At 74.1% G+C, this 18,625-nt stretch carries 19 protein-coding genes and 1 tRNA gene; 10 read left to right on the top strand and 10 right to left on the bottom strand.

Features of this window, described 5'->3' with window-relative positions; translation table 11 throughout:
* Positions 1 to 30 precede the first annotated feature (30 nt).
* Both ACULK4_RS06630 and ACULK4_RS06625 read left to right on the top strand, forming a co-directional pair.
* The gene (locus tag ACULK4_RS06630; protein ID WP_445965340.1) at positions 31 to 636 is read left to right on the top strand and encodes an iron ABC transporter ATP-binding protein; all 606 of its coding nucleotides are present in this window, start codon (positions 31 to 33) and stop codon (positions 634 to 636) included.
* A gap of 68 nt (positions 637 to 704) precedes the next feature.
* A tRNA-Arg gene (locus tag ACULK4_RS06625) sits at positions 705 to 777 on the top strand.
* Positions 778 to 799: 22 nt separating this feature from the next.
* Here the strand turns inward: ACULK4_RS06625 and ACULK4_RS06620 are convergent.
* Positions 800 to 2,206, bottom strand: a complete 1,407-nt coding sequence (locus tag ACULK4_RS06620; RefSeq protein ID WP_445965339.1) for an MFS transporter — start codon at positions 2,204 to 2,206, stop codon at positions 800 to 802.
* A 235-nt stretch (positions 2,207 to 2,441) separates the two neighbouring features.
* On the opposite strand from ACULK4_RS06620, the gene ACULK4_RS06615 reads away from it, so the two are divergent.
* The 7 genes from ACULK4_RS06615 (at position 2,442) to ACULK4_RS06585 (ending at position 9,227) form a co-directional block, all read left to right on the top strand.
* Complete coding sequence (locus tag ACULK4_RS06615) at positions 2,442 to 4,481, top strand: TPM domain-containing protein (RefSeq protein ID WP_445965338.1); 2,040 nt, start codon at positions 2,442 to 2,444, stop codon at positions 4,479 to 4,481.
* Positions 4,482 to 4,531: 50 nt separating this feature from the next.
* Positions 4,532 to 5,272 carry a PspA/IM30 family protein gene (locus ACULK4_RS06610; protein ID WP_445965575.1) on the top strand — a complete coding sequence of 247 codons (741 nt, stop codon included), beginning with the start codon at positions 4,532 to 4,534 and terminating at the stop codon, positions 5,270 to 5,272.
* A 69-nt stretch (positions 5,273 to 5,341) separates the two neighbouring features.
* On the top strand, positions 5,342 to 5,731 hold the full coding sequence (locus tag ACULK4_RS06605; protein ID WP_445965337.1) for a three-helix bundle dimerization domain-containing protein: 390 nt from the start codon (positions 5,342 to 5,344) through the stop codon (positions 5,729 to 5,731).
* A gap of 22 nt (positions 5,732 to 5,753) precedes the next feature.
* Complete coding sequence (locus ACULK4_RS06600; RefSeq protein ID WP_445965336.1) at positions 5,754 to 6,347, top strand: J domain-containing protein; 594 nt, start codon at positions 5,754 to 5,756, stop codon at positions 6,345 to 6,347.
* A 56-nt stretch (positions 6,348 to 6,403) separates the two neighbouring features.
* Positions 6,404 to 7,258, top strand: a complete 855-nt coding sequence (locus tag ACULK4_RS06595; RefSeq protein WP_445965335.1) for an arginase family protein — start codon at positions 6,404 to 6,406, stop codon at positions 7,256 to 7,258.
* A 92-nt stretch (positions 7,259 to 7,350) separates the two neighbouring features.
* Positions 7,351 to 8,808, top strand: a complete 1,458-nt coding sequence (locus ACULK4_RS06590; RefSeq protein WP_445965334.1) for a dihydrolipoyl dehydrogenase family protein — start codon at positions 7,351 to 7,353, stop codon at positions 8,806 to 8,808.
* 5 nt (positions 8,809 to 8,813) lie between these two features.
* Positions 8,814 to 9,227, top strand: a complete 414-nt coding sequence (locus ACULK4_RS06585; RefSeq protein WP_445965574.1) for a Fe-S oxidoreductase — start codon at positions 8,814 to 8,816, stop codon at positions 9,225 to 9,227.
* 10 nt (positions 9,228 to 9,237) lie between these two features.
* On the opposite strand, the gene ACULK4_RS06580 is transcribed toward ACULK4_RS06585, so the two are convergent.
* The 6 genes from ACULK4_RS06580 to ACULK4_RS06555 all read right to left on the bottom strand — a co-directional run bounded on the left by ACULK4_RS06580 (position 9,238) and on the right by ACULK4_RS06555 (position 15,839).
* Positions 9,238 to 10,266: an iron-siderophore ABC transporter substrate-binding protein gene (locus ACULK4_RS06580; RefSeq protein WP_445965333.1), complete on the bottom strand. Its 1,029-nt coding sequence runs from the start codon at positions 10,264 to 10,266 to the stop codon at positions 9,238 to 9,240.
* Between the two features lie 125 nt (positions 10,267 to 10,391).
* Positions 10,392 to 11,204: an ABC transporter ATP-binding protein gene (locus ACULK4_RS06575; RefSeq protein ID WP_445965332.1), complete on the bottom strand. Its 813-nt coding sequence runs from the start codon at positions 11,202 to 11,204 to the stop codon at positions 10,392 to 10,394.
* The gene (locus tag ACULK4_RS06570; protein WP_445965331.1) at positions 11,201 to 12,289 is read right to left on the bottom strand and encodes a FecCD family ABC transporter permease; all 1,089 of its coding nucleotides are present in this window, start codon (positions 12,287 to 12,289) and stop codon (positions 11,201 to 11,203) included. The genes ACULK4_RS06575 and ACULK4_RS06570 overlap by 4 nt, the downstream gene beginning before the upstream one ends.
* Positions 12,286 to 13,362, bottom strand: coding sequence for a FecCD family ABC transporter permease (locus tag ACULK4_RS06565; protein WP_445965330.1), 1,077 nt, complete (start codon positions 13,360 to 13,362; stop codon positions 12,286 to 12,288). The genes ACULK4_RS06570 and ACULK4_RS06565 overlap by 4 nt, the downstream gene beginning before the upstream one ends.
* 7 nt (positions 13,363 to 13,369) lie before the next feature.
* Positions 13,370 to 14,344 carry a siderophore-interacting protein gene (locus ACULK4_RS06560; protein ID WP_445965329.1) on the bottom strand — a complete coding sequence of 325 codons (975 nt, stop codon included), beginning with the start codon at positions 14,342 to 14,344 and terminating at the stop codon, positions 13,370 to 13,372.
* Between the two features lie 70 nt (positions 14,345 to 14,414).
* Complete coding sequence (locus ACULK4_RS06555; RefSeq protein ID WP_445965573.1) at positions 14,415 to 15,839, bottom strand: amidase; 1,425 nt, start codon at positions 15,837 to 15,839, stop codon at positions 14,415 to 14,417.
* Between the two features lie 51 nt (positions 15,840 to 15,890).
* On the opposite strand from ACULK4_RS06555, the gene ACULK4_RS06550 reads away from it, so the two are divergent.
* Positions 15,891 to 16,532, top strand: coding sequence for a hypothetical protein (locus tag ACULK4_RS06550; RefSeq protein ID WP_445965328.1), 642 nt, complete (start codon positions 15,891 to 15,893; stop codon positions 16,530 to 16,532).
* Between the two features lie 18 nt (positions 16,533 to 16,550).
* Here the strand turns inward: ACULK4_RS06550 and ACULK4_RS06545 are convergent, their stop codons facing one another.
* From ACULK4_RS06545 to ACULK4_RS06535, 3 genes are read right to left on the bottom strand one after another with little or no spacing between them, the layout of a single operon-like run.
* Positions 16,551 to 17,129, bottom strand: coding sequence for a GNAT family N-acetyltransferase (locus tag ACULK4_RS06545; protein ID WP_445965327.1), 579 nt, complete (start codon positions 17,127 to 17,129; stop codon positions 16,551 to 16,553).
* A 58-nt stretch (positions 17,130 to 17,187) separates the two neighbouring features.
* Entirely contained in the window at positions 17,188 to 17,880 is a 693-nt protein-coding gene (locus ACULK4_RS06540) for a uracil-DNA glycosylase (RefSeq protein WP_445965326.1), read from the bottom strand.
* Positions 17,880 to 18,614 carry a type 1 glutamine amidotransferase family protein gene (locus ACULK4_RS06535; RefSeq protein ID WP_445965325.1) on the bottom strand — a complete coding sequence of 245 codons (735 nt, stop codon included), beginning with the start codon at positions 18,612 to 18,614 and terminating at the stop codon, positions 17,880 to 17,882. The genes ACULK4_RS06540 and ACULK4_RS06535 overlap by 1 nt, the downstream gene beginning before the upstream one ends.
* Between the last annotated feature and the right edge of the window lie 11 nt (positions 18,615 to 18,625).

Raw genomic sequence — 18,625 nt, 5'->3', positions numbered from 1 at the left:
CTACCCGTCGCCGTTGATATGGTTTCCCGCATGCCGCGCCCGAACGCCCCACTCCTCCGCTCCGCGGTCGCCCTCGCCGCCGTGCTCGCGCTCGCCGGATGCACGAACCCCGACGACGCTCCCGGCGAGACCGAGCCGCCCGCGGCATCCGGCACCCCGGCCCCGACCGGAACGGCCGAGCCGACGCCCGAGCCGACGGAGGAGCCGCTGCCGTTCGAGGCCGCCTGCACCGAGCTCCTCACGCTCGACCAGATGTACGAGTTCAACCCGAACTACGGCGAGGCGCCCGGGTACGCGCCCGAGTCCGAGGCCGTGGCATCCGTCGCCGAGGCCCAGGGCACCGTGTGCGGCTGGAGCAACCAGACCAGCGGCGAGCTCATCGAGCTCGGCGTCGCGACCCTGCCCCAGGGCGCGTACGCGGCGCAGGTCGGGCAGGCCGCGGTCGACAGCAACGCGGTGCCCACGTACGGCACCCCGCCCGAGGTCGAGGGCTTCTTCACACAGTCCGGCGGTGCCGGGCAGGCGCAGGTGTTCGCCGACGGGTACTGGATCGTGCTGGAGTCCGCGGTGTTCTTCGAACCGGGCGATGCGGAGCAGCTCGTCGCGGCGGTTCGCGCCAACCTCGCGGCCCGCTGACGGGCGCCCGGGACGCCCGCCGCGCGTCATCCGATCGCCGGTGCAGGTGGTAGTGTGAATGGCTGTGCGCCTCCGTAGCTCAGGGGATAGAGCGCCGGTTTCCGGTACCGTAGGTCGGGGGTTCGAATCCCTCCGGGGGCACGTTGTGAAGAGCCGGGTCCACTCAGCCAGCTGAGGGCCCGGCTCGTTCCGTGTCCGCCTTGGGGAGGCGCAGCGCGAGCAGCGCACCGACCAGGCCGAGCACGCCGAGGACCGCGATCGCGAGCGCGTACGAACGCGACGGATCGACGAGCCCGGCGACCAGGATGGTGCCCGCGACGGCGGTGCCGAGCGACGAACCGAGGTTCGAGAAGGCCCGCGAGACGCCCGAGATCTCACCCTGTCGCTCCTCGGTGAACGCGGACTGCACGATGTTCACCGACGGAGTGAGCATGAGACCGAGACCGAGCCCGATGCCGAGCAGGCCGGGTGCGAAGGCCCACGCGCCCGGCAGCGCGGCCACGATCCAGATGAGTCCGGCGATCCCAGCGGAGGTGAGCAGGAATCCGACGATGATGAGCGTGCGCTGCGCGAAGCGGCGGACGAGGCGGCCGGCGGCGAGCGACGAGACGAGCAGCCCCAGGGTCGCGGCCGTGAAGATGATCCCCGTCTCGATCGCGTCGTACCCCCGCACGACCTGCAGGTAGGCCGCCACCGTGAACGACACGCCCATGAGCAGCATCCATTGCAGCACCTGCGTGAGCAGTCCCGTGTTCGAGGTGCGGTTGCGGAAGAGCGTCGGCGACACGAGCGGTTCGCGCCCGGCCCGCTCGACCCTCGCCGAGCGGAACAGGAACCACGCGAGCATTGCGGCGCCGCCGACCAGGAGGACGATCGAGAGCCACAGCTCGTCGTCGAGCGCGAGGATGCCCATCACCAGCGCGATCAGGCCGATCGCCGACAGCACCGCGCCCCCGAGGTCGAAGGAACGGGACGGGTCCGCAGGCAACGGGTCCACGACCTGGCGCGCGAGGAGCAGGATGACCGCGACGACGAGCGCCTGGAACACGAACGCGGCACGCCAGTCGATCGCGAACGTGATGAGCCCGCCGATGAGCGGCCCGGCGGCCGCGCCCAGGCCGCCGAGCGCGCTGATCACGCCGAACGCACGGGCGCGTTCGCGGACGTCGTCGTATCGCAGCGTCGTCAGGATGTACACGGGCGGGATGAGGAGTGCGGTGCCGATTCCCTGGAGCATGGAATACCCGATCATCAGCACGGCCAGGTTCGGCGCGATCGAAGCGGTCAGCGCGCCGACCCCGTAGACGGCGAGGCCGACGAGGAAGAGCCTGCGACGCCCGAAGCGGTCCGTGAGCTTGCTGCCCGGGATCATGAGCGCCGCCATGACGAGGAGGAAGGTCGTGATCGCCACCTGCACGCCCTGGACGGACGTCCCGAGGTCGCGGCTGATGTCGTTGATCATCACGTTCATGTTCGAGCCCGCGTAGCTGCAGATGAACTGCGCAAGCGCGAGCGGCGCGAGCATGCGGGCGGCGGAGCCCGTGCGGTCGGACGTGGCTCGGTCGCTCATCGGACCCCCAAGATGACGCTTCCCCTGCCCGCACCGTTCCCGGCCGTCGGATGCCGCGGTGCGACGAGGAGGACCATACGCTTCCGCCGGCGGGCACGGAACCGACCAAGGTCCCGTTCCGTGCCCGGAGTCGGATCGCTGGACGGGGACTGAAGGTCCGCCGGGAATCCGTGGACGCGCCGAACGGGCCCGCCATAGACTCCAGTCATCCGCTCCGAGGGGAAGGCACTGGCACATGCGGTCGGTTCGAGGGAGTGCGATCGCGATCGCCGCGCTGGCAGCGCTGATGGTCGTCGCACCGGCCGCCGCCGTGCACGCCGAGGACCCCGTCTCGTTCACCGACAGTCCCGTCGTCGACACCGCCGACGCCCTGAGCGCGGCCGAGCTCGCCGACGTGGAGGCCGCGATCGAACGCACGGCCGACGCGAACGGCCGCCAGCTGTTCGTCGCCTACGTCGACGAGTTCACGAACCCGGCGGATGCCGCGGCGTGGGCGACCGACACCGCCAACGCGAACAACATGGGCACCGAGGACTACCTGCTCGCCGTCGCGATCGAGGGCCGCGCCTACTACCTCTCCGCGGCGCAGGACGCGTCGCTCTCGCAGGACGACACCGACCGGATCAGCATCGAGGAGGTCGAACCCGAGCTCCGCGACGGTGACTGGGCGGGCGCGGCCGTCGCGGCGGCCGAGGCGCTCGGAGGCGGGGCGGACGGCGGCGCGTTCGGGTCCGGATTCCTGTGGATCCTGCTCATCGGCGCGGGCGTCGTCGTCGTGATCGCCATCGTGCTCGCGCGACGCCGGCGACGGCAGGCGGCGGTCGGCGCGCCGGGGATCCCCGGCGGGTCCGGCGCCGCGCCCGCGGAACCGCCCGTGCCCATCGAAGAACTGCGCCGCCGCGCCGGGAGCGCCCTCGTCCAGGCCGACGACGCGCTGAAGACGAGCGAGGAGGAACTCGGCTTCGCCACGGCCGGGTTCGGCGAGGAGGCCGCGGCCGGGTTCCGCTCGGCACTCGAGGCGGCGAAGTCCAAGGTCCGCGAGGCCTTCACGCTGCAGCAGCGGCTCGACGACCACGAGCCCGACACCGAGGCGCAGCAGCGCGAGTGGTACGCGGGGATCCTCTCGCTGACCGCGGAGGCGGAGGGCATGCTCGACGAGCAGGCCGACCGCTTCGACGCGCTGCGCGACCTCGAGCAGAACGCGCCGCAGGCCCTCGCCAGGATCGAGGCCGCCGCGCGCTCGGCGGAGGACGGCATCGCCCCGGCCGCGCAACGACTGCAGGCACTCGGTGCGCAGTACGCGGCATCCGCCCTCGCCCCCGTAGCCGACAACCCCGAACAGGCGCGAGCGCGCATCTCGTTCGCGCGCGGCGCGATGGCCGAGGCGAATGCCGCGCTCCAGCGCGGCGAGTCCGGCGCCGCCGCGGTCGAGATCCGCGCCGCCGAGGAGGCCGTCGACCAGGCGCGGCTGCTCTCGGCCGCGGTCGAGAAGCTCGCCGCCGACCTCGTCGAGGCCGACCGCGCGGCGGCGACGGGCGTCGACGACCTCGAGGCCGACGTGCGCACGGCGCGGAGCATGCCGGACCCCGCGCTCGCGGGGCTCGCCGACCGCGTCGAGGCCGAGGCGGCCGCGATCCGCACCGAACTCGCACGGGCCGGGCGGTCGCCGCTCGAGCTCACCGCGCGCGTCGACCGGGTCAACGCCGAGATCGACCGTGCGGTGCAGGGCAGCCGCGATGCTCAGGTGCAGGCCCAGCGCACGCGTGCCGAGCTCGACCGCACCCTGCTCGCCGCGCGCACGCAGGTGCAGGCCGCCGAGGACTACCTCGTCGCCCGCCGCGGCGCGATCGGCTCGGAGGCGCGCACGCGCCTCGCCGAGGCAGGGCGCCTCCTCGTCGAGGCGCAGTCGCACGCAGTGCCCGACCCCGCCCGCGCACTCGCCACCGCCCAGCGTGCCGAGCAGCTCGCCGGCCAGGCGATGTCGCTCGCGCAGCAGGACGTGAGCGGCTTCGGTGCCGGGATGCCGGCCGGCGGCGGCATGTTCGGCGGACAGCCCGCCCGTGGCGGCGGCGGCGACGTCTTCGGCGCGGTCCTCGGCGGCATCCTCATCAACTCGATGATGGGCGGCGGAGGCGGCGGCGGGATGTTCGGCGGAAGCGGCGGCGGGCGGCGCACCGGCGGCTTCGGCGGCGGCGGATTCGGCGGCGGCCGCTCGCCCGGCAGCTTCGGCGGATCCGCCACCCGATCCAGACGAGGAAGCGGAGGACGGTTCTGACCGTCCCCGCCCATGATGACCCGATGACCACCAACCGGAAGGAAGCCACGATGTCCAAGCAGTCCATCTTCGGACGCATCTCGCAACTGCTGCGAGCCAACGTCAACGCGCTCATCGACCAGGCCGAGGACCCTCAGGTCATGCTCGACCAGATGGTGCGCGACTTCACGAACTCGATCGCCGACGCCGAGGCGGCCATCGCCGAGACGATCGGCAACCTGCGCCTCCTCGAGGACGACCACCGCGAGGACGTCGAGGCGGCGCGCGAGTGGGGCGACAAGGCGCTCGCGGCGAGCCGGAAGGCCGACGAACTGCGCACCGCAGGCGACGCCGCCGGCGCCGACAAGTTCGACAACCTCGCGAAGGTCGCGCTGAGCCGCCAGATCTCCTCCGAGAACGAGGCCCGCGCGGCCGAACCGCAGATCGCGGCGCAGACCGAGGTCGTCGACAAGCTCAAGAGCGGCCTCAACGGCATGAAGCAGAAGCTGGTCGAGCTGCAGAACAAGCGCTCCGAGCTCATCGCGCGCGCGAAGACCGCGGAGGCGCAGCAGCAGGTGCATGCGGCGGTCAAGTCGATCGACATCCTCGACCCGACGAGCGAGATCGGCCGCTTCGAGGACAAGATCCGCCGCGAGGAGGCCAAGGCGCGCGGCCAGGCCGAGCTCGCCGCGTCGAGCATCGACGCGCAGTTCAACGAACTCGACGACCTCGGCGAGCTCACCGAGGTGGAGGCCCGGCTCGCAGCGATGAAGGCAGGCGGGTCGTCGCAGGGGCAGATCGCCTCGAACTGACGCGAGCGGATGCCGCGCGGCACGACGCCCGCGGCATCCGCCCCTCCACGACCCACGGAAGGAACCGCGATGCACGCCGACGACGAGCGCGCCCTGGTCGACCGCATCCCCGACCGCCTCGCCGCGCACTTCCCGGAGATCGCGCGCGAGCGCATCGCGGAGGTCGTGGAGGAGGAGTACCGACGGTTCGACGGGCGTCCGATCCGCGACTTCGTGCCGGTACTGACCGAGCACCAGGCCCGCGATCGGCTCCGGGGCGAGGGCGCCGCCGAGGTGTTCGCATCGCCGCCCGAACTCGCGTCGGACGAGCTCGGCTCGACGACGCCCGACCATGACGCGTCGATCCGCGCGTCCCTGCCGCGCGCGCTCGAACCGCGCGCCGGCGAGACCCGCCCCGAGGCGACGACCGGCCCGCCGGTGACCCTGCTGAACGGCGACCTCGGAGGAGGCCCGGCATGACTCCGGCCGGCCGCGCGGGGCCATGAGCCCCGACGAGGCGGCCGCCGCGCTCGGCGTGCGCCGCGATGCCGACGCCGCCGAGATCGACCGGGCGTACCGCAGGCTCGCGCGCGACCTGCACCCAGACCGCTTCACCGGCCGGCCCGCCGAGGAGATCCGCGCCGCGAGCGACCGGTTCATCGAGGTGACGCGTGCGCACGAGGTCCTGCTCGCCGCACCGCGCCGACCCGCGGCATCCGCGCGCATCGTCGTCGACCGGCCGCCGGCGGACGCCGCCGCACCGCGCGCCGAACCGGTTCGCCCGTTCGGCTGGTGGCTGTTCGGCGCCTGGGCGGCGCTGCTCGCGGCCGGCGCGGTCCTGTCCACGGGGACCGGCCCCGTGTTCACGCCGGCCGACCTGTGGCTCCGCCTGGGACTGCTCATCGCCTTCGCCCTGGCGACCGCGCTCACCGGGCGACGCTGGGTGTGGCGCGTGACGCTCGTGCTGCTCGCACTCAGCGGCGCCGCGGTGATCGCGTCCACGACCGTCGGCGGCCTGCTGGGGCTGGGCTTCATGGCGATCGCCTGCTTCGGACTCGCGGTGCAGGGCCGGCTCGTGCGCTTCCCCGACCAGTAGCCGCCTGCCCCGTCGAGACGTGGCGCAACGCGTGCCGCGCGGAACATACTTGGAGCATGCCGGCCGCCTTCCTCGTCATCCCCGAGTGGCAGGGCTCCGTTTCGTCCCGTGCGATGAGCCATGCCGATGGCGCGCACGCGATCCACGGCGACCTCCCCTCCTCGTCCACCGTGCTCGTCGACGTCCCGGTGGAGGCGGGCGAGGCGCTCGGCACGGGCGTGCAGCGCTACAGCGCCGTCCGCCGCGTGCGCGATCGGGCGGCCGCGGCGCTCGCGTCGGCCGCCGGCACGCCGATCGTGATCGGCGGCGACTGCGGGGTGGCGCTCGCGTCCGCCGCTGCGGCATCCGCTCGCCACCCGGACGACCTGGCAGTGCTCTGGCTCGATGCCCACCCCGACCTCAACACGCCCGAGACGAGCCCGTCCGGCGCGTTCAACGGCATGGTGCTGCGCGCGATCGCCGGCGACGGCGCCGATGGACTGGTGCTCGACTCGGGGGCCGGCGTGCCCCCGGCTCGCATCGTGATCGCGGGTGCCCGCGCAGTCGACGACGGCGAGCAGGCGTTCATCGACGAACACCGCATCGCGATGCTCTCGATCGACGAGCTCCGCGAGCCGCAGCGCACGCTCGAAGCGCTCGCGGCCACGGGCGCGCGCAACGTGTACGTCCACGTCGACCTCGACGTCCTCGACCCGTCGGCCCTCGCGGGGCTCTCGTCACCCATGCCGTTCGGCGTCGACGCCTCCGAGCTCGTCACGCTGCTGAAGGCCGTCGTCGAGCGCTTCCCGCTCGCCGGCGCGTCGATCGCCGGCTTCACCCCCTCGTCGCCCGATGCGGCGGTCGACGACCTGCCCACGATCCTGCGGGTGGTCGGCGCGCTCGCGACGGGCGCGGCATCCGCCGCCCGATGAGACGACCGGAACGGATGCCGCGGCGCGGGCGCGCTGCATAGGCTGTGACCACACCCTCCGGCACGAGACGGGGGCCGCCGGAGGGAGTACGCATGGAGCGCGAGATCGACGTGGTGGTGCTGGGCGCCGGAGCATCCGGCGAGAACGTCGCCGACCGCGCACGTGCCGCCGGGCTCGGCGTCGCGATCGTCGAGCACGAGCTCGTCGGCGGCGAATGCTCCTACTGGGCGTGCGTGCCCTCGAAGACGCTGCTGCGCAGCACCACCGCCCTCCGCGCGGCACGGCGCCTGCCCGGCGCGGAGGCAGCGGTGACGGGCGAGCTCGACGTTGCGGCGGTGCTCGCCCGGCGCGACTACTGGGTGTCCGAATGGGACGACCACAACGGCGTCGACTGGGTCGCGAGCATCGGCGCCGAGGTCGTGCGCGGCCACGGCCGGCTCGACGGCGAGCGACGGGTCGTCGTGACGCAGGACGACGGTGAGGAGCTCGTGCTCCTGGCCCGGCACGCGGTCGCGGTGTGCACCGGCTCGACGCCGACGGTTCCCCGCATCCCGGGCCTCGCCGACGCGCGCCCGTGGACGAGCCGCGACGCGACGAGCGCGCGGAGCGTGCCTCGCCGGCTCGCCGTGATCGGCGGCGGTGTCGTCGCGGCCGAGATGGCCTCGGCCTATGCCGGATTCGGCACCGAGGTCACGGTGCTGGTTCGCCACACGATGCTCGGCACGATGGAGCCCTTCGCCGGCGAGGCGGTCGTCGCGGGCCTGCGCGCCGCGGGTGCGACGGTGCGGCTCGGCGTGACGCCCGACCGAATCGAGCGAGACGCCGACGATGCCGTGGTCATCACGCTCGAGGGTGGCGAGACGTTCATCGTCGACGAGGTGCTCGTCGCTACGGGCCGCACGCCGCGCACCTCGGGCCTCGGCCTCGAATCCGTCGGCCTGGAACCCGGCGCCTGGATCGAGGTCGACGACACGCTCGCGGCGGTCGCGGCATCCGATCCCGATGCGGACGGCGGCGTGCCGTGGCTCTACGCCGTCGGAGACGTGAACCATCGCGCGCTCTTCACCCACCAGGGCAAGTACCAGGCGCGCGCCGCCGGTGACGTGATCGCCGCGCGGGCGCTCGGCGGCGCCGTCGATGACGGGCGGTTCGGCGTGCACGCGGCGACCGCGGACCACGTCGCCGTGCCCGGCATCGTGTTCGGCGATCCCGAGGTCGCGACCGTCGGGCACACCGCCGCGCGGGCCGCCGAGGCCGGCATCGACGTGCGCCTCGCCGAGGTCGGATTCTCATCGGTGACCGGTGCGGGCATCCTCGCCGACGGGTACGACGGACGAGCCCGCCTCGTCATCGACGCCGAACGCGGCGTCGTGGTGGGCGCGACCTTCGTCGGGCAGGACACCGCCGAGCTCGTGCACGCGGCGACGATCGCGATCGTCGGCGAGGTGCCGGTCGAGCGGCTCTGGCACGCCGTGCCCGCCTTCCCGACGCTCAGCGAGGTGTGGCTGCGGCTGCTGGAGTCGCTCGGCCGTCCCGAGGCGCGCGCGTGAGCCGCATGTACCGGGTCCGGCTGACGGACTCCCCCGTCAGCGCGGCCGGGTACTGGTGGGCGACCGCCGTCGGATTCGCGTGGGGATTCCTGTGGAGCAGGGGCCGCATCGAACGGCGCCGCGGACTCGTCGTCTTCCGCGGAATGCCGAGGTGGACGTTCGGGCGGGGCGGATCGTGCGTCGGCGGCTGCTACCTCACGTCGTCGAACGTCTCGCACGCGGTGCTGGGGCACGAGGCGATCCATCGCGCGCAGTGGCGGAAGTACGGGATGCTCTTCCCGATCCTGTACTGGGTGTCGGGCCGGAACCCGCTTGCCAACCGGTTCGAGGTCGAGGCCGGACTCGAGGCCGGCGGCTACCTGCCCCGACGGCCCGGGCGCGAGGCGCGCCCGGGCCGCAAGGCGGCGTCCGCCGGCTGACCGGCTCGAGTCAGTCCGTCGGCTCGACGGCCGCCGAGAGCGCCTCGACGAGCTCGTCCAGGCCGTAGGTGAGCGAGAGCGCGGTGGGCGGCGAGACGGCGGCGATGAGCTCGGTGCCGACGACCTGCGCGACCTGTCCGCGCGAGACCGCGGGGATCGCCGATATCGGCGCCGACTCGAGGAACGCGTCGGCCTCGGCCTGCGTGTCGTGGTAGCTCAGGATGAGGTCCGACCCGAGCTGGTCGAGCTGCTCGTAGCTGAGCGTGAAGTAGAAGGGCGAGTCGCCGTTCTGGAGCTCGGCGACGGAGGGTGCGTCCTCGAGCCCGAGCGCGGAGAGGAACTCCACGCGCGAGTCCTCGGGCGTGTAGACGTAGAACGTGCCGGCGGTGTCCCAGACGGCGGCGACCGTGTTGCCGGCGAGCTCGGGGTGCTCGCCTGCCGTGGCGGCCAGTTCGGCGTCGAGGTCGTCGAGCACCCCCTGCGCCTCGTCCTCGAGTCCGAGCGCGGTGCCGACGGTCGTGACGACCTCGCGCCACGGCGTCGTCCACGCGGCGTCGGGGTAGGCGACGGTCGGCGCGATCTCGCTGAGGAGCTCGTACTGCTCCTCGGTGATGCCCGAGTACGGGGCGAGGATCACGTCGGGTGCGGCTTCGATGAGTTCCTCATAGGGCGGGGCCTCGCCGTCGTCGGTGAGGATCGTCGGGGTCTCGGCGCCGAGTTCGTCGAGCTCCTCGGCGACCCAGGGCAGCACGCCGTCCTCGTTCGCCCCGTAGGCCTGCTGTGCGATGGCGACGGGCACGACGCCGAGCGCGAGGGTCGCCTCGGTGCTCCCCCACCCCCACGTGGCGACGCGCTCGGGCGCCTCGTCGATCTCGGTCTCGCCGAACGCGTGCTCGATCGTGACGGGGAAGACGGCGTCGGATGACGCGGCGCCCGCGTCGCCGCCCTGTTCGGGTTCGGCGCCGCCGGCGCAACCGGCGAGGGCGAGGGCGGTGGCGGCGGTCGCAGCGATGGCGGCGAGCGTTCGGCGCGCGTGCATGTTGTCCCTTTCGGTGGGGTGTCGGAGTCGGTCCGGCGGATTCGAGACATCGACGACTCGGACCGATGGTGAGCTTAGCCTAACCTTACTCAGACGAATGACACATGCGGTCATGGGCGGCGACGTCAGGCCGCGCCCCGGTGGTACCGCCCGATCGGCACGACCAGCGGCGACCCTGCGACCGGGTCCTCGGTCACCAGGCACTCCAGTCCGAACGCCGCCGCGACCGTCTCCGCCGTCATCACGTCCGCCGGGCTCCCCGAGGCGCGGATGCGGCCGGCGTCGACGAGGACGAGGTGATCCGCGTAGCGCGCCGCGAGGTTCAGCTCGTGCAGCACCATGACCACGGTCGTGCCGTGCTGCCGGTTGGACTCGGTGAGCAGGTCGAGCAGTTCGAGCTGGTGCGCCGCGTCCAGGAAGCTCGTCGGCTCGTCGAGCAGCACGATGCCCGCGCGCTGCGCGAGGACCATCGCGATCCAGACGCGCTGCCGCTGGCCGCCCGAGAGCTCGGACACGGGACGGGCGGCGAACTCGGCCGTCTCGGTCGCCGCGAGCGCCTCCGCCACGATGCGGTCGTCGTCCGACGATCGGCCTCCGAACCAGCCACGGTGCGGATGGCGCCCCCGCGCGACGAGCTCGGACACGAGGACGCCGTCGGGCGCGACCGGCTGCTGCGGCAGCACGGCGACGCGGCGCGCGAACTCGCGTGCGCCGAACGAGCGGACGTCGCGACCGTCGAGCGTCACGCGGCCGGACCCGGGCGCGATCAGCCGCGCGAGCCCGCGCAGCAGCGTCGACTTGCCGCTGCCGTTCGGTCCGACGATCGCGGTGATGCACCCGTCGGGAACCTCGAGGTCGAGGTCGTCGATCACGGTGCGGCCGTCGTAGCCGAGCCGCAGCGATTCGGCGCGCAGCGCATGCGAGATGGGATGCGTCATCCGTCTGCTCCCTTCCGGTTGCCGCGGGCGATGAGCCACAGCAGGTACGGGGCCCCGACGAGGCCCGTGACGATGCCGACCGGCACCGCGACGCCGCCGAGCGCGTGCTGGGCGACGAGGTCGGCGACGAGCACCATCGCCGCACCGACGAGCGCGGATGCGGCGAGCGCGATGCGGCCGTTGCCCACGAGCGCCCGCGCGACCGGCGGCGCGACGAGCGCGACGAAGGCGATCGGGCCGGTGAGTGCGGTCGCGACCGCGACCGCCGCGACGCCGAGGACGACGGCAGCGAGACGCGCCCGGGTGACGTCGACGCCGAGCCCGCGGGCGGTGTCGTCGTCGAGCGCGAGCAGCGGCATCCGCGGCGAGAAGGCGGCAGCGAGCAGGGCGACGACGGTGAGGGCGACGCCCGCGAGCGCCAGCTCGTCCCAGCGGATGCTCGACACGCCGCCGACCATCCACACGAGCGCGGCCGGTGCCTCGCGGATCTCGGCGCGCGTGATGAGCCAGCCGAGCAGGCCCGACACGATCGACGCGACGCCGATGCCGACCAGCACGAAGCGGATGCCGGTGAGCCCGTCGCGCCACGCGAGAGCCCAGATGACGGCGGCCACCGCGAGGGCTCCCGCGAACGCCGCGACCGAGACGGCGGGCCCGGAGAGCCCGAACAGGAGCATGGCCGTGACCGCGGCGAGGCTCGCACCGCCCGTGACGCCGAGGATGTCGGGACTCGCGAGCGGGTTTCGCAGCGTGGACTGGAACAACGCTCCGCCGAGGCCGAGGCCGACGCCGGCGATCAGGGCGGCGGCCACGCGCGGCAGCCGCAGGCGGAACACCACGAGGTTCGTCTTCGCGTCGCCCTGACCGGTGAGCGCGGCGACGAGTTCGGGCGCGCTCACCCCCGCGGCACCGAGCAGGAGCGCCCCGGTCGCCGCGACGACCACGAGCACGCCGGCGCCGACGGACACGAGGAGCGCGCGCCGGCGGGCGGCCGCGTGCACGGCGGCGACGGCGCGGGCGATGTCGGCCGCCGCGCCCGCGCCCGGCGGGCGGACGCTCGACACGGCGCGGCTCGCGGCGCTCACCACGTCGCTCCCCCTCGGCGACGGACGAGCGCGATGAGCACGGGCGCGCCGACGACGGCCGCGACGATCCCCGCCTCGAGCTCCGCGGGCGGAGCGACCACCCGGCCGATGACGTCGGAGAGGACGAGCACGATCGCCCCGAGCACCGCGGAGAGCGCGATGCGCCACCGGTAGTCGCCCCCGACGAGCCCTCGCGCGGCGTGCGCGACGGCGAGGCCGAGGAGCGCGATCGGACCGGCGAGCGAGGTCGCCGTGCCGGCGAGGACGATCACGGCGGCCGCGGTCGCGATCCGCGTGGCGCCGAGCCGCACCCCGAGCCCGCGTGCGACGTCGTCGCCGAGCGCGAGCAGGTTGAGCTTCGGGGCGAGCCACACGGCGAGGGCGAGGCCCGCCAGGAGGAACGGCCAGAGGGCCGCCGCCGTGTCGAGGCCGCGGCCCGCGAGCGAGCCGACCGACCAGAAACGGTACTGGTTCAACGTCGAGAGGTCCCGGATCAGGATGAGCGTGATGAGGGGGGTGGCGGCTGCCATGACGGCGGCTCCGGTGAGGGCGAGCCTCGCGGGCGTCGCCCCGCCGCCCGTCGACCCGACGGCGAACACGATCACGGCCGCCCCCGCGGCGCCGGCGAACGCGAACCACACGAATCCGAGGGGCGTGGCGACGCCGAGGAACGTGATCGCCGCGACGACCGCGAGCGCCGCGCCCGCGTTGAGGCCCAGCAGGCCCGGATCGGCGAGCGGGTTCCGAGTCGCACCCTGCAGGACGACGGCGACCGCACCGAAGGCGGCGCCGGCGAGCAGCCCGACGACCGCGCGCGGCAACCGCAGCTCGCGCACGACGAGCTGGTCGGTGTCGCCTTCGACGGGCGCGGCGAATGCGCTCCACACCACGTCGAGGGGCACGGCGCGCGATCCGATGGCGAGGCTCGCGAGGACGACCACGACGAGCAGGGCGACGGATGCCGCGAGCACGACGCCGGCCGGCACGCGCCGTCGGCGCGACCCCACGGGTGGGCGGGTCGGCGCATCCGCGACCGGGCGCGACCGGGCGGCGACCGGCATCCGCTGGCTCATGTCCGGCTCAGTCGAGCTCGGCGCGGCCGCGGCGCCAGTAGCCCATGAACGCCACCTGGCGACGGTCGAGCCCGGCGTCCTGCACGAGGAACCGACGCAGCGCCTTGATGACCGACGCCTCGCCCGCGATCCACGCGTAGCAGTCGCCGTCGAGGCTCGTGCCCTCGGGCACGTCCCACAGGATGCCGTCGGCGTCGGCGGCCGACTCGAGCTCGGCGAGCGTGCGGCGCGACGACTCGGCGGCGGCCGACGCGGGGTCGGCGCAGTCGCGCAGCCAGCAGGTGCGGGCGACCCAGTCCCGGACGGCGGGAACGAGCCGCTCGCCGTGCGACTGCTCGTGGACCCGCGGGAGCCAGCGCACCTCGACGCCGACGGGTGCGCGGACGGGCAGCACGTCGTCGGCGCTCGGCACCTCGATGATCGCGGCGCCGGACGCGTCTGCGGGCAGCGACTCGAGGATCGCGCAGATCGCGGGGGCGGCGGTCTCGTCGCCCGCGAGCAGCACGGTGTCGACGTCGCCCGGGCGCCAGTCGATGCCGATGGTGCGGCCCTCGCTGAGCTCGTCGGGGCCGACGAGGACGATCTCGTCGCCGGGCTGCGCGCGCGTCGCCCAGGCCGAACCGGGGCCCGTGTCGCCGTGCGCGACGAAGTCGACGTCGACCTCGTGCAGCTCGGGCCGGACGGCGCGGATCGTGTAGGTGCGGAACGGGTTGCGCTCCTCGGCGGGCAGCTGCCGCCAGGCGCCGAACCAGTCATCGCCCTCGGGGAACGCGGCGAAGCCGATCTCGGGGAGCGGCAGCACGACCTTCACCCGCTGGTCGAGGCCCGCCGTGCCGAAGCTCGCGAGGTCGTCGCCGGCGAACGTGACGCGCGTGAAGTGGGGCGTGAGTCGCTCGACGCGGGCCACAGCGGCGCGGAAACCGCGGTAGGCGGGGCGCGGGCGGGGTACGGCCTCGGGCGACGCGGCGAGTGAGGTAAGCATTACCTAAGTCTTGCACACGGCCGGACACCCACCACAACCTCGAATCACGCTCGCGGCATCCGCTCACCCCTCACCACACGGGAGGCCGCCGTCGACCCCGTCGCGCCGCCCGCTCGAGCTGCGCGGCGAGCGCGAACAGCGTCGCCTCGCCGCCCGGCCGTCCGATGAGCTGCACGCCCATCGGCAGCCCGGCCTCCGTGTCGTGCACGGGAAGCGTCAACGCCGGCAGGCCCGCGACGTTCACGAACGACGTGTACGGGGTGAACCGCACCTGCTGCGCGAAGTTCGCCTCGCCGTCCTCGGCGTCGTACCAGCCGATCGGCCGCGGTTCGAGCGCGAGGGCAGGCGTGAGCACCGCGTCGAACGGCGCGAGCCGGGCGATCGTGCGTCGCTCGAAGCCCGCAAGCCACGACAGCGCGGACGCGAGGTCGGCGGCCGTCAACGTGCGACCGCGCGCCATCAGCCACCGCGTGAGCGGCTCGAGCCGGTGGTGCCGCTCGTCGGGCACGTCGATCGTCGCCGCGCCGGCCTGCCAGATCGTGCGGAACGCCCCCGGATAGCCCGGCTCGGGCGACGGCGCGAGCTCCTCGACGCCGTGGCCCAGCCGATCGAGCAGCGCGATGCCCGCCTCGAGCGCGGCCCGCGCCGACGAGTCCAGCCGGATGTCGGTGAAGTCGTCCCACGGCGTCTCCGTCATGACCGCCACCTGGAATCGGCCCTCGCCGCGGATCGCGGCCCCGAGGTAGGGCCCGTCCTCCCCCGGTGCGCGCACCGCGAACGGATGCTGCGGCGGGTACCCGCGCGGCGCGACCATGCCGTCGAGCAGCAGCGCCGCGTCGGCCACCGTGCGTGCGATCGGTCCGACCACGCCGAGCCCCGCGACCCGGTCGAGCCCCGACCCTGCCGGCACGCGACCGCGCGAGGGCTTCACGCCGACGAGTCCGCATGATGCCGCCGGGATCCTGATGGATCCGCCCCCGTCACTGCCCGGGGCGAAGGGCAGCATTCCCGCGGCGACGGCCGCGGCCGCACCGCCGCTCGAGCCGCCCGCGCCGAGCGCGAGGTCCCACGGGTTCCGCGCCGGGCGGCCCGCGAGCGGCTCGGTGTACGACGGCAGCCCGTACTCGGGCGTCGCCGTCTTGCCGAGGCTCACCGCTCCGGCCGCGTCGACCGCGTCGACGAGGTCGTCGGACTCGTCGGGCACGTGGTCGGCGTGCGCGCGTGATCCGAACGCCGTGGGCACGCCCGCGCGCGGGTGGAGGTCCTTGTCGGCGAGCGGCATGCCCCACAGCGGCGCCGCACGCGGCACGTCGCGCTCGACCGCGCGCGCCCGCTCGAGCGCGAGCTCGGGCGTGACCGCCGCGAACGCGCCGACCACGGGGTCGAGCCGCTCGATCCGCGCCAGGAAGTGCCCGGTCGCCTCGACGGGCGTCACCTCGCCGCGCTGCAGCAGCTGGTGCAGCTGGAGCGCCGTGTACTCGTGAAGGTCCTCGATCCGGTCGGCCACGCCACGAGCCTACGCAGGCGCGCCGGTAGAGTGGCGCACGTGGCGGGGGTGGCCGGAACGCGCATCGTCGGTGCCGTGGCGCGGCATCCGCTGGCCTGGGGCGTCGCCTGGAGCCTCGCCTTCGGCGCGCTGCTGGTCGTGGCACTGGTCGCCGAGTGGCCGACGTGGGCCGACGCGCTCGTGCTCACCGCGATGGTCGTACCGTCGCTCGCCGCGACCGTCACGGTGCTGCACGCCACCCCTCGGCGGCACTTCGACGAGATGGGATCGGTGTTCGGCCACTTCGCGGTGCGCTACGCGGCGCTCGTCATCGCCGTCATCGCCTGGAGCGCGTCGGTCGTGGTGGGCGCGGCGATCTCGCAGGCCATCCAGCTCGCCGCCGAGGGCCGGGAGGACGAGGTCATCGGCATCGGCTTCGACATCATGGTGTTCCTCGTTCCGATACTGGTCGGCCTGCTGTGGGCGGCATTCGTGCTGCGCTGCGCGTGGTTCCTCGCGCGCGTCCGCGGCTGGAGCGAGGCGCCCGCGGCCGACCGCGTGCCGACGCCGATGCTCGAGGGCCGCCCCGCGCTCCGGCGCACCGTGATCGGGCTCGCGCACCCCGCATTGTTCGGGGCGACCGGACTCGTGGTGGCGCTCATGCTGCCCGCGCTGCAGGGCACGCTCGAGGTCATCGCCTGAGCGGCGGCGTCCGCCCGGCTACTTGAGCGACTTCTGCAACAGGACGGTACCGAGCCACCGGTCGAACTTGAACCCGACGCGGCCCATGCGCCCGATCTCGGTGAAGCCGAACCGCTCGTGCAGTGCGATCGACGCCTCGGCGCCCTGGTCGGCGATGACCGCGAGGATCTCCTTGAGCCCGGCGGCCCTGGACGCCTCGATGAGCTCGCCGAGCAGCGCGCGTCCGAGTCCCTTGCCGGATGCCGCGGGGCCGAGGTAGATCGAGTCCTCGACCGTGTAGCGGTAGGCGCGCTTCTGCTTCCACGGCGTCACGAGCGCGTACCCGAGGATCTGGCCCGACGGCGACTCGGCGACGAGGAACGGCATGCCGAGCTTCTGCAGCATCGCGAACCTCTGCTTCCACTCCCTGAGGGTCATCGCGTCCTCGTCGAACGTGACCATCGAGTTGGCGACGTAGTAGTTGTAGATCTCCCGCACCGCGGGCAGGTCGGCGGGCCTCGCGGGCCGGATCTCGTAGGAGAACGGCGTCTCGCCGGGCTGGGGCGGACGCAGGTGCCGGGGCAGCCTCCGGCGCTGCTGGTATTCCTCCTCGAGCATTCCGCAATGCTACGCGCGCCGTGTTGCGAACGGATGACGGTTGCGGCCGTCCGCCGCCTCAGTCCGCGAGCGACCAGTCCACCGGCCGGCCGCCGCGCGCCTCGAGCAGCGCGTTCGCTCGGCTGAACGGCCGCGAGCCGAAGAACCCGCGGGTCGCCGAGAGCGGGCTCGGGTGCGCGGATGCGATGCGGGGCGTGTCGCGGAGCAGTGGCGCGAGCGACTGCGCGTCGCGTCCCCAGAGGATCGCCACGAGCGGGGCGTCGCGCGCGACGAGCGTGCGGATGGCGTGGTCGGTGACCCGCTCCCACCCCTTCCCGCGGTGCGAACCCGATTCGCCGGGCCGCACGGTGAGCACGCGGTTCAGCAGCATGACGCCGTGCCGGTTCCACGCGCCGAGGTCGCCGTGCGGGGGCGGCTCCAGGCCCAGGTCGTCGGCGAGTTCGCGGTAGATGTTCGCGAGGCTCCGCGGGATCGGCCGGACGTGGCGTTCGACGGCGAAGGACAGCCCGATCGGGTGGCCCGGCGTCGGATACGGATCCTGCCCGACGACGAGCACGCGGATGTCGCCGACGGGCTGCTGGAAGGCCCGCAGGACCCGATCGCCGGCCGGCAGGTAGTCCCGGCCGTCCGCGACCTCGGCGCGGAGGAAGTCGCCCATCCGCGCGATGTCGTCGGCGACGGGCGCGAGCGCGTCGGCCCAGCTCGAGTCGATCAGGCCCGCGTCGGCGAGCTCCGGGAGCGTGCGGCCCATCAGCCGGTGATGCTCCGGACCACGACGCCGTCGTCGCCGGCGGTGACGCTCCAGACGCTGCCCGCGCCGGCGACGCGCAGCCCGGCGGCGCCGATCGAGAACAGGGTGTCCTCGTCGATCGCGATGCCGCCGTCGACGAGCCCGGCCTCGGTCGCGGCGATGAGCCGAGTGAGCGTGCCCCACTGCGCGGCGTGGCAGTCGATCGTGAGGTCGACCAGTCCGATGCCCGCCTCGACGGTGACGTCGTCGAGGTCCTCCGCGGCCTCCTCGGGCGCGACGGGGACGCCGCCGATGCGCCATCCGCCGAGCAGCGCGGTGTCGGCCGCGATCGCCGCACCGGCCGAGAAGCCCAGGTAGGGCAGGCCGGATGCCACGAGCCGGCGCAGTTCGCCCGCGACGGGTTCGACCGCGCTCCGGTACGCGGGCGTGAGGCCGCCGCCGACGAGCACCCCGTGCGCCCCGGCGACCGCGGACGCGGCGAACTCGCCGTCCTCGCCCACGATCGTGACCATCACGTCGGCCGGCGCATCGGCCGGGGAGGCGGCCTCGAGCGCGGCCGTCCAGCGGGCGCGCTCGTCCGCGCCCGACCCGGGCGGGGCGACGACGAGCACGGCCACCCTCGGGCGGTCGGCGCCGTCGCGCGATGCTGCCTCGCCGGCTTCGCCGAGGAAGGGGCCGTACACGGCCTCGGCGTGCTGCGGGGTCCACCCGCCGCCGACCAGGTGGACGCTCATCGGTCGGACTG

The organism is Agromyces selenitireducens, assembly GCF_052748465.2.
This window is presented reverse-complemented; position numbering and strand designations above follow the sequence as displayed.

Excerpts from the sequence above, each read along its gene's own strand:
- ACULK4_RS06545 (WP_445965327.1), bottom strand. The coding sequence starts at position 17,129 with ATGCTCGAGGAGGAATACCAGCAGCGCCGGAGGCTGCCCCGGCACCTG.
- ACULK4_RS06630 (WP_445965340.1), top strand. The coding sequence starts at position 31 with ATGCCGCGCCCGAACGCCCCACTCCTCCGCTCCGCGGTCGCCCTCGCC.
- ACULK4_RS06540 (WP_445965326.1), bottom strand. The coding sequence starts at position 17,880 with ATGGGCCGCACGCTCCCGGAGCTCGCCGACGCGGGCCTGATCGACTCG.
- ACULK4_RS06610 (WP_445965575.1), top strand. The coding sequence starts at position 4,532 with ATGTCCAAGCAGTCCATCTTCGGACGCATCTCGCAACTGCTGCGAGCC.
- ACULK4_RS06595 (WP_445965335.1), top strand. The coding sequence starts at position 6,404 with ATGCCGGCCGCCTTCCTCGTCATCCCCGAGTGGCAGGGCTCCGTTTCG.
- ACULK4_RS06590 (WP_445965334.1), top strand. The coding sequence starts at position 7,351 with ATGGAGCGCGAGATCGACGTGGTGGTGCTGGGCGCCGGAGCATCCGGC.
- ACULK4_RS06615 (WP_445965338.1), top strand. The coding sequence starts at position 2,442 with ATGCGGTCGGTTCGAGGGAGTGCGATCGCGATCGCCGCGCTGGCAGCG.
- ACULK4_RS06580 (WP_445965333.1), bottom strand. The coding sequence starts at position 10,266 with ATGCACGCGCGCCGAACGCTCGCCGCCATCGCTGCGACCGCCGCCACC.
- ACULK4_RS06565 (WP_445965330.1), bottom strand. The coding sequence starts at position 13,362 with ATGAGCCAGCGGATGCCGGTCGCCGCCCGGTCGCGCCCGGTCGCGGAT.
- ACULK4_RS06535 (WP_445965325.1), bottom strand. The coding sequence starts at position 18,614 with ATGAGCGTCCACCTGGTCGGCGGCGGGTGGACCCCGCAGCACGCCGAG.
- ACULK4_RS06600 (WP_445965336.1), top strand. The coding sequence starts at position 5,754 with ATGAGCCCCGACGAGGCGGCCGCCGCGCTCGGCGTGCGCCGCGATGCC.
- ACULK4_RS06575 (WP_445965332.1), bottom strand. The coding sequence starts at position 11,204 with ATGACGCATCCCATCTCGCATGCGCTGCGCGCCGAATCGCTGCGGCTC.
- ACULK4_RS06620 (WP_445965339.1), bottom strand. The coding sequence starts at position 2,206 with ATGAGCGACCGAGCCACGTCCGACCGCACGGGCTCCGCCGCCCGCATG.
- ACULK4_RS06560 (WP_445965329.1), bottom strand. The coding sequence starts at position 14,344 with ATGCTTACCTCACTCGCCGCGTCGCCCGAGGCCGTACCCCGCCCGCGC.
- ACULK4_RS06605 (WP_445965337.1), top strand. The coding sequence starts at position 5,342 with ATGCACGCCGACGACGAGCGCGCCCTGGTCGACCGCATCCCCGACCGC.
- ACULK4_RS06585 (WP_445965574.1), top strand. The coding sequence starts at position 8,814 with ATGTACCGGGTCCGGCTGACGGACTCCCCCGTCAGCGCGGCCGGGTAC.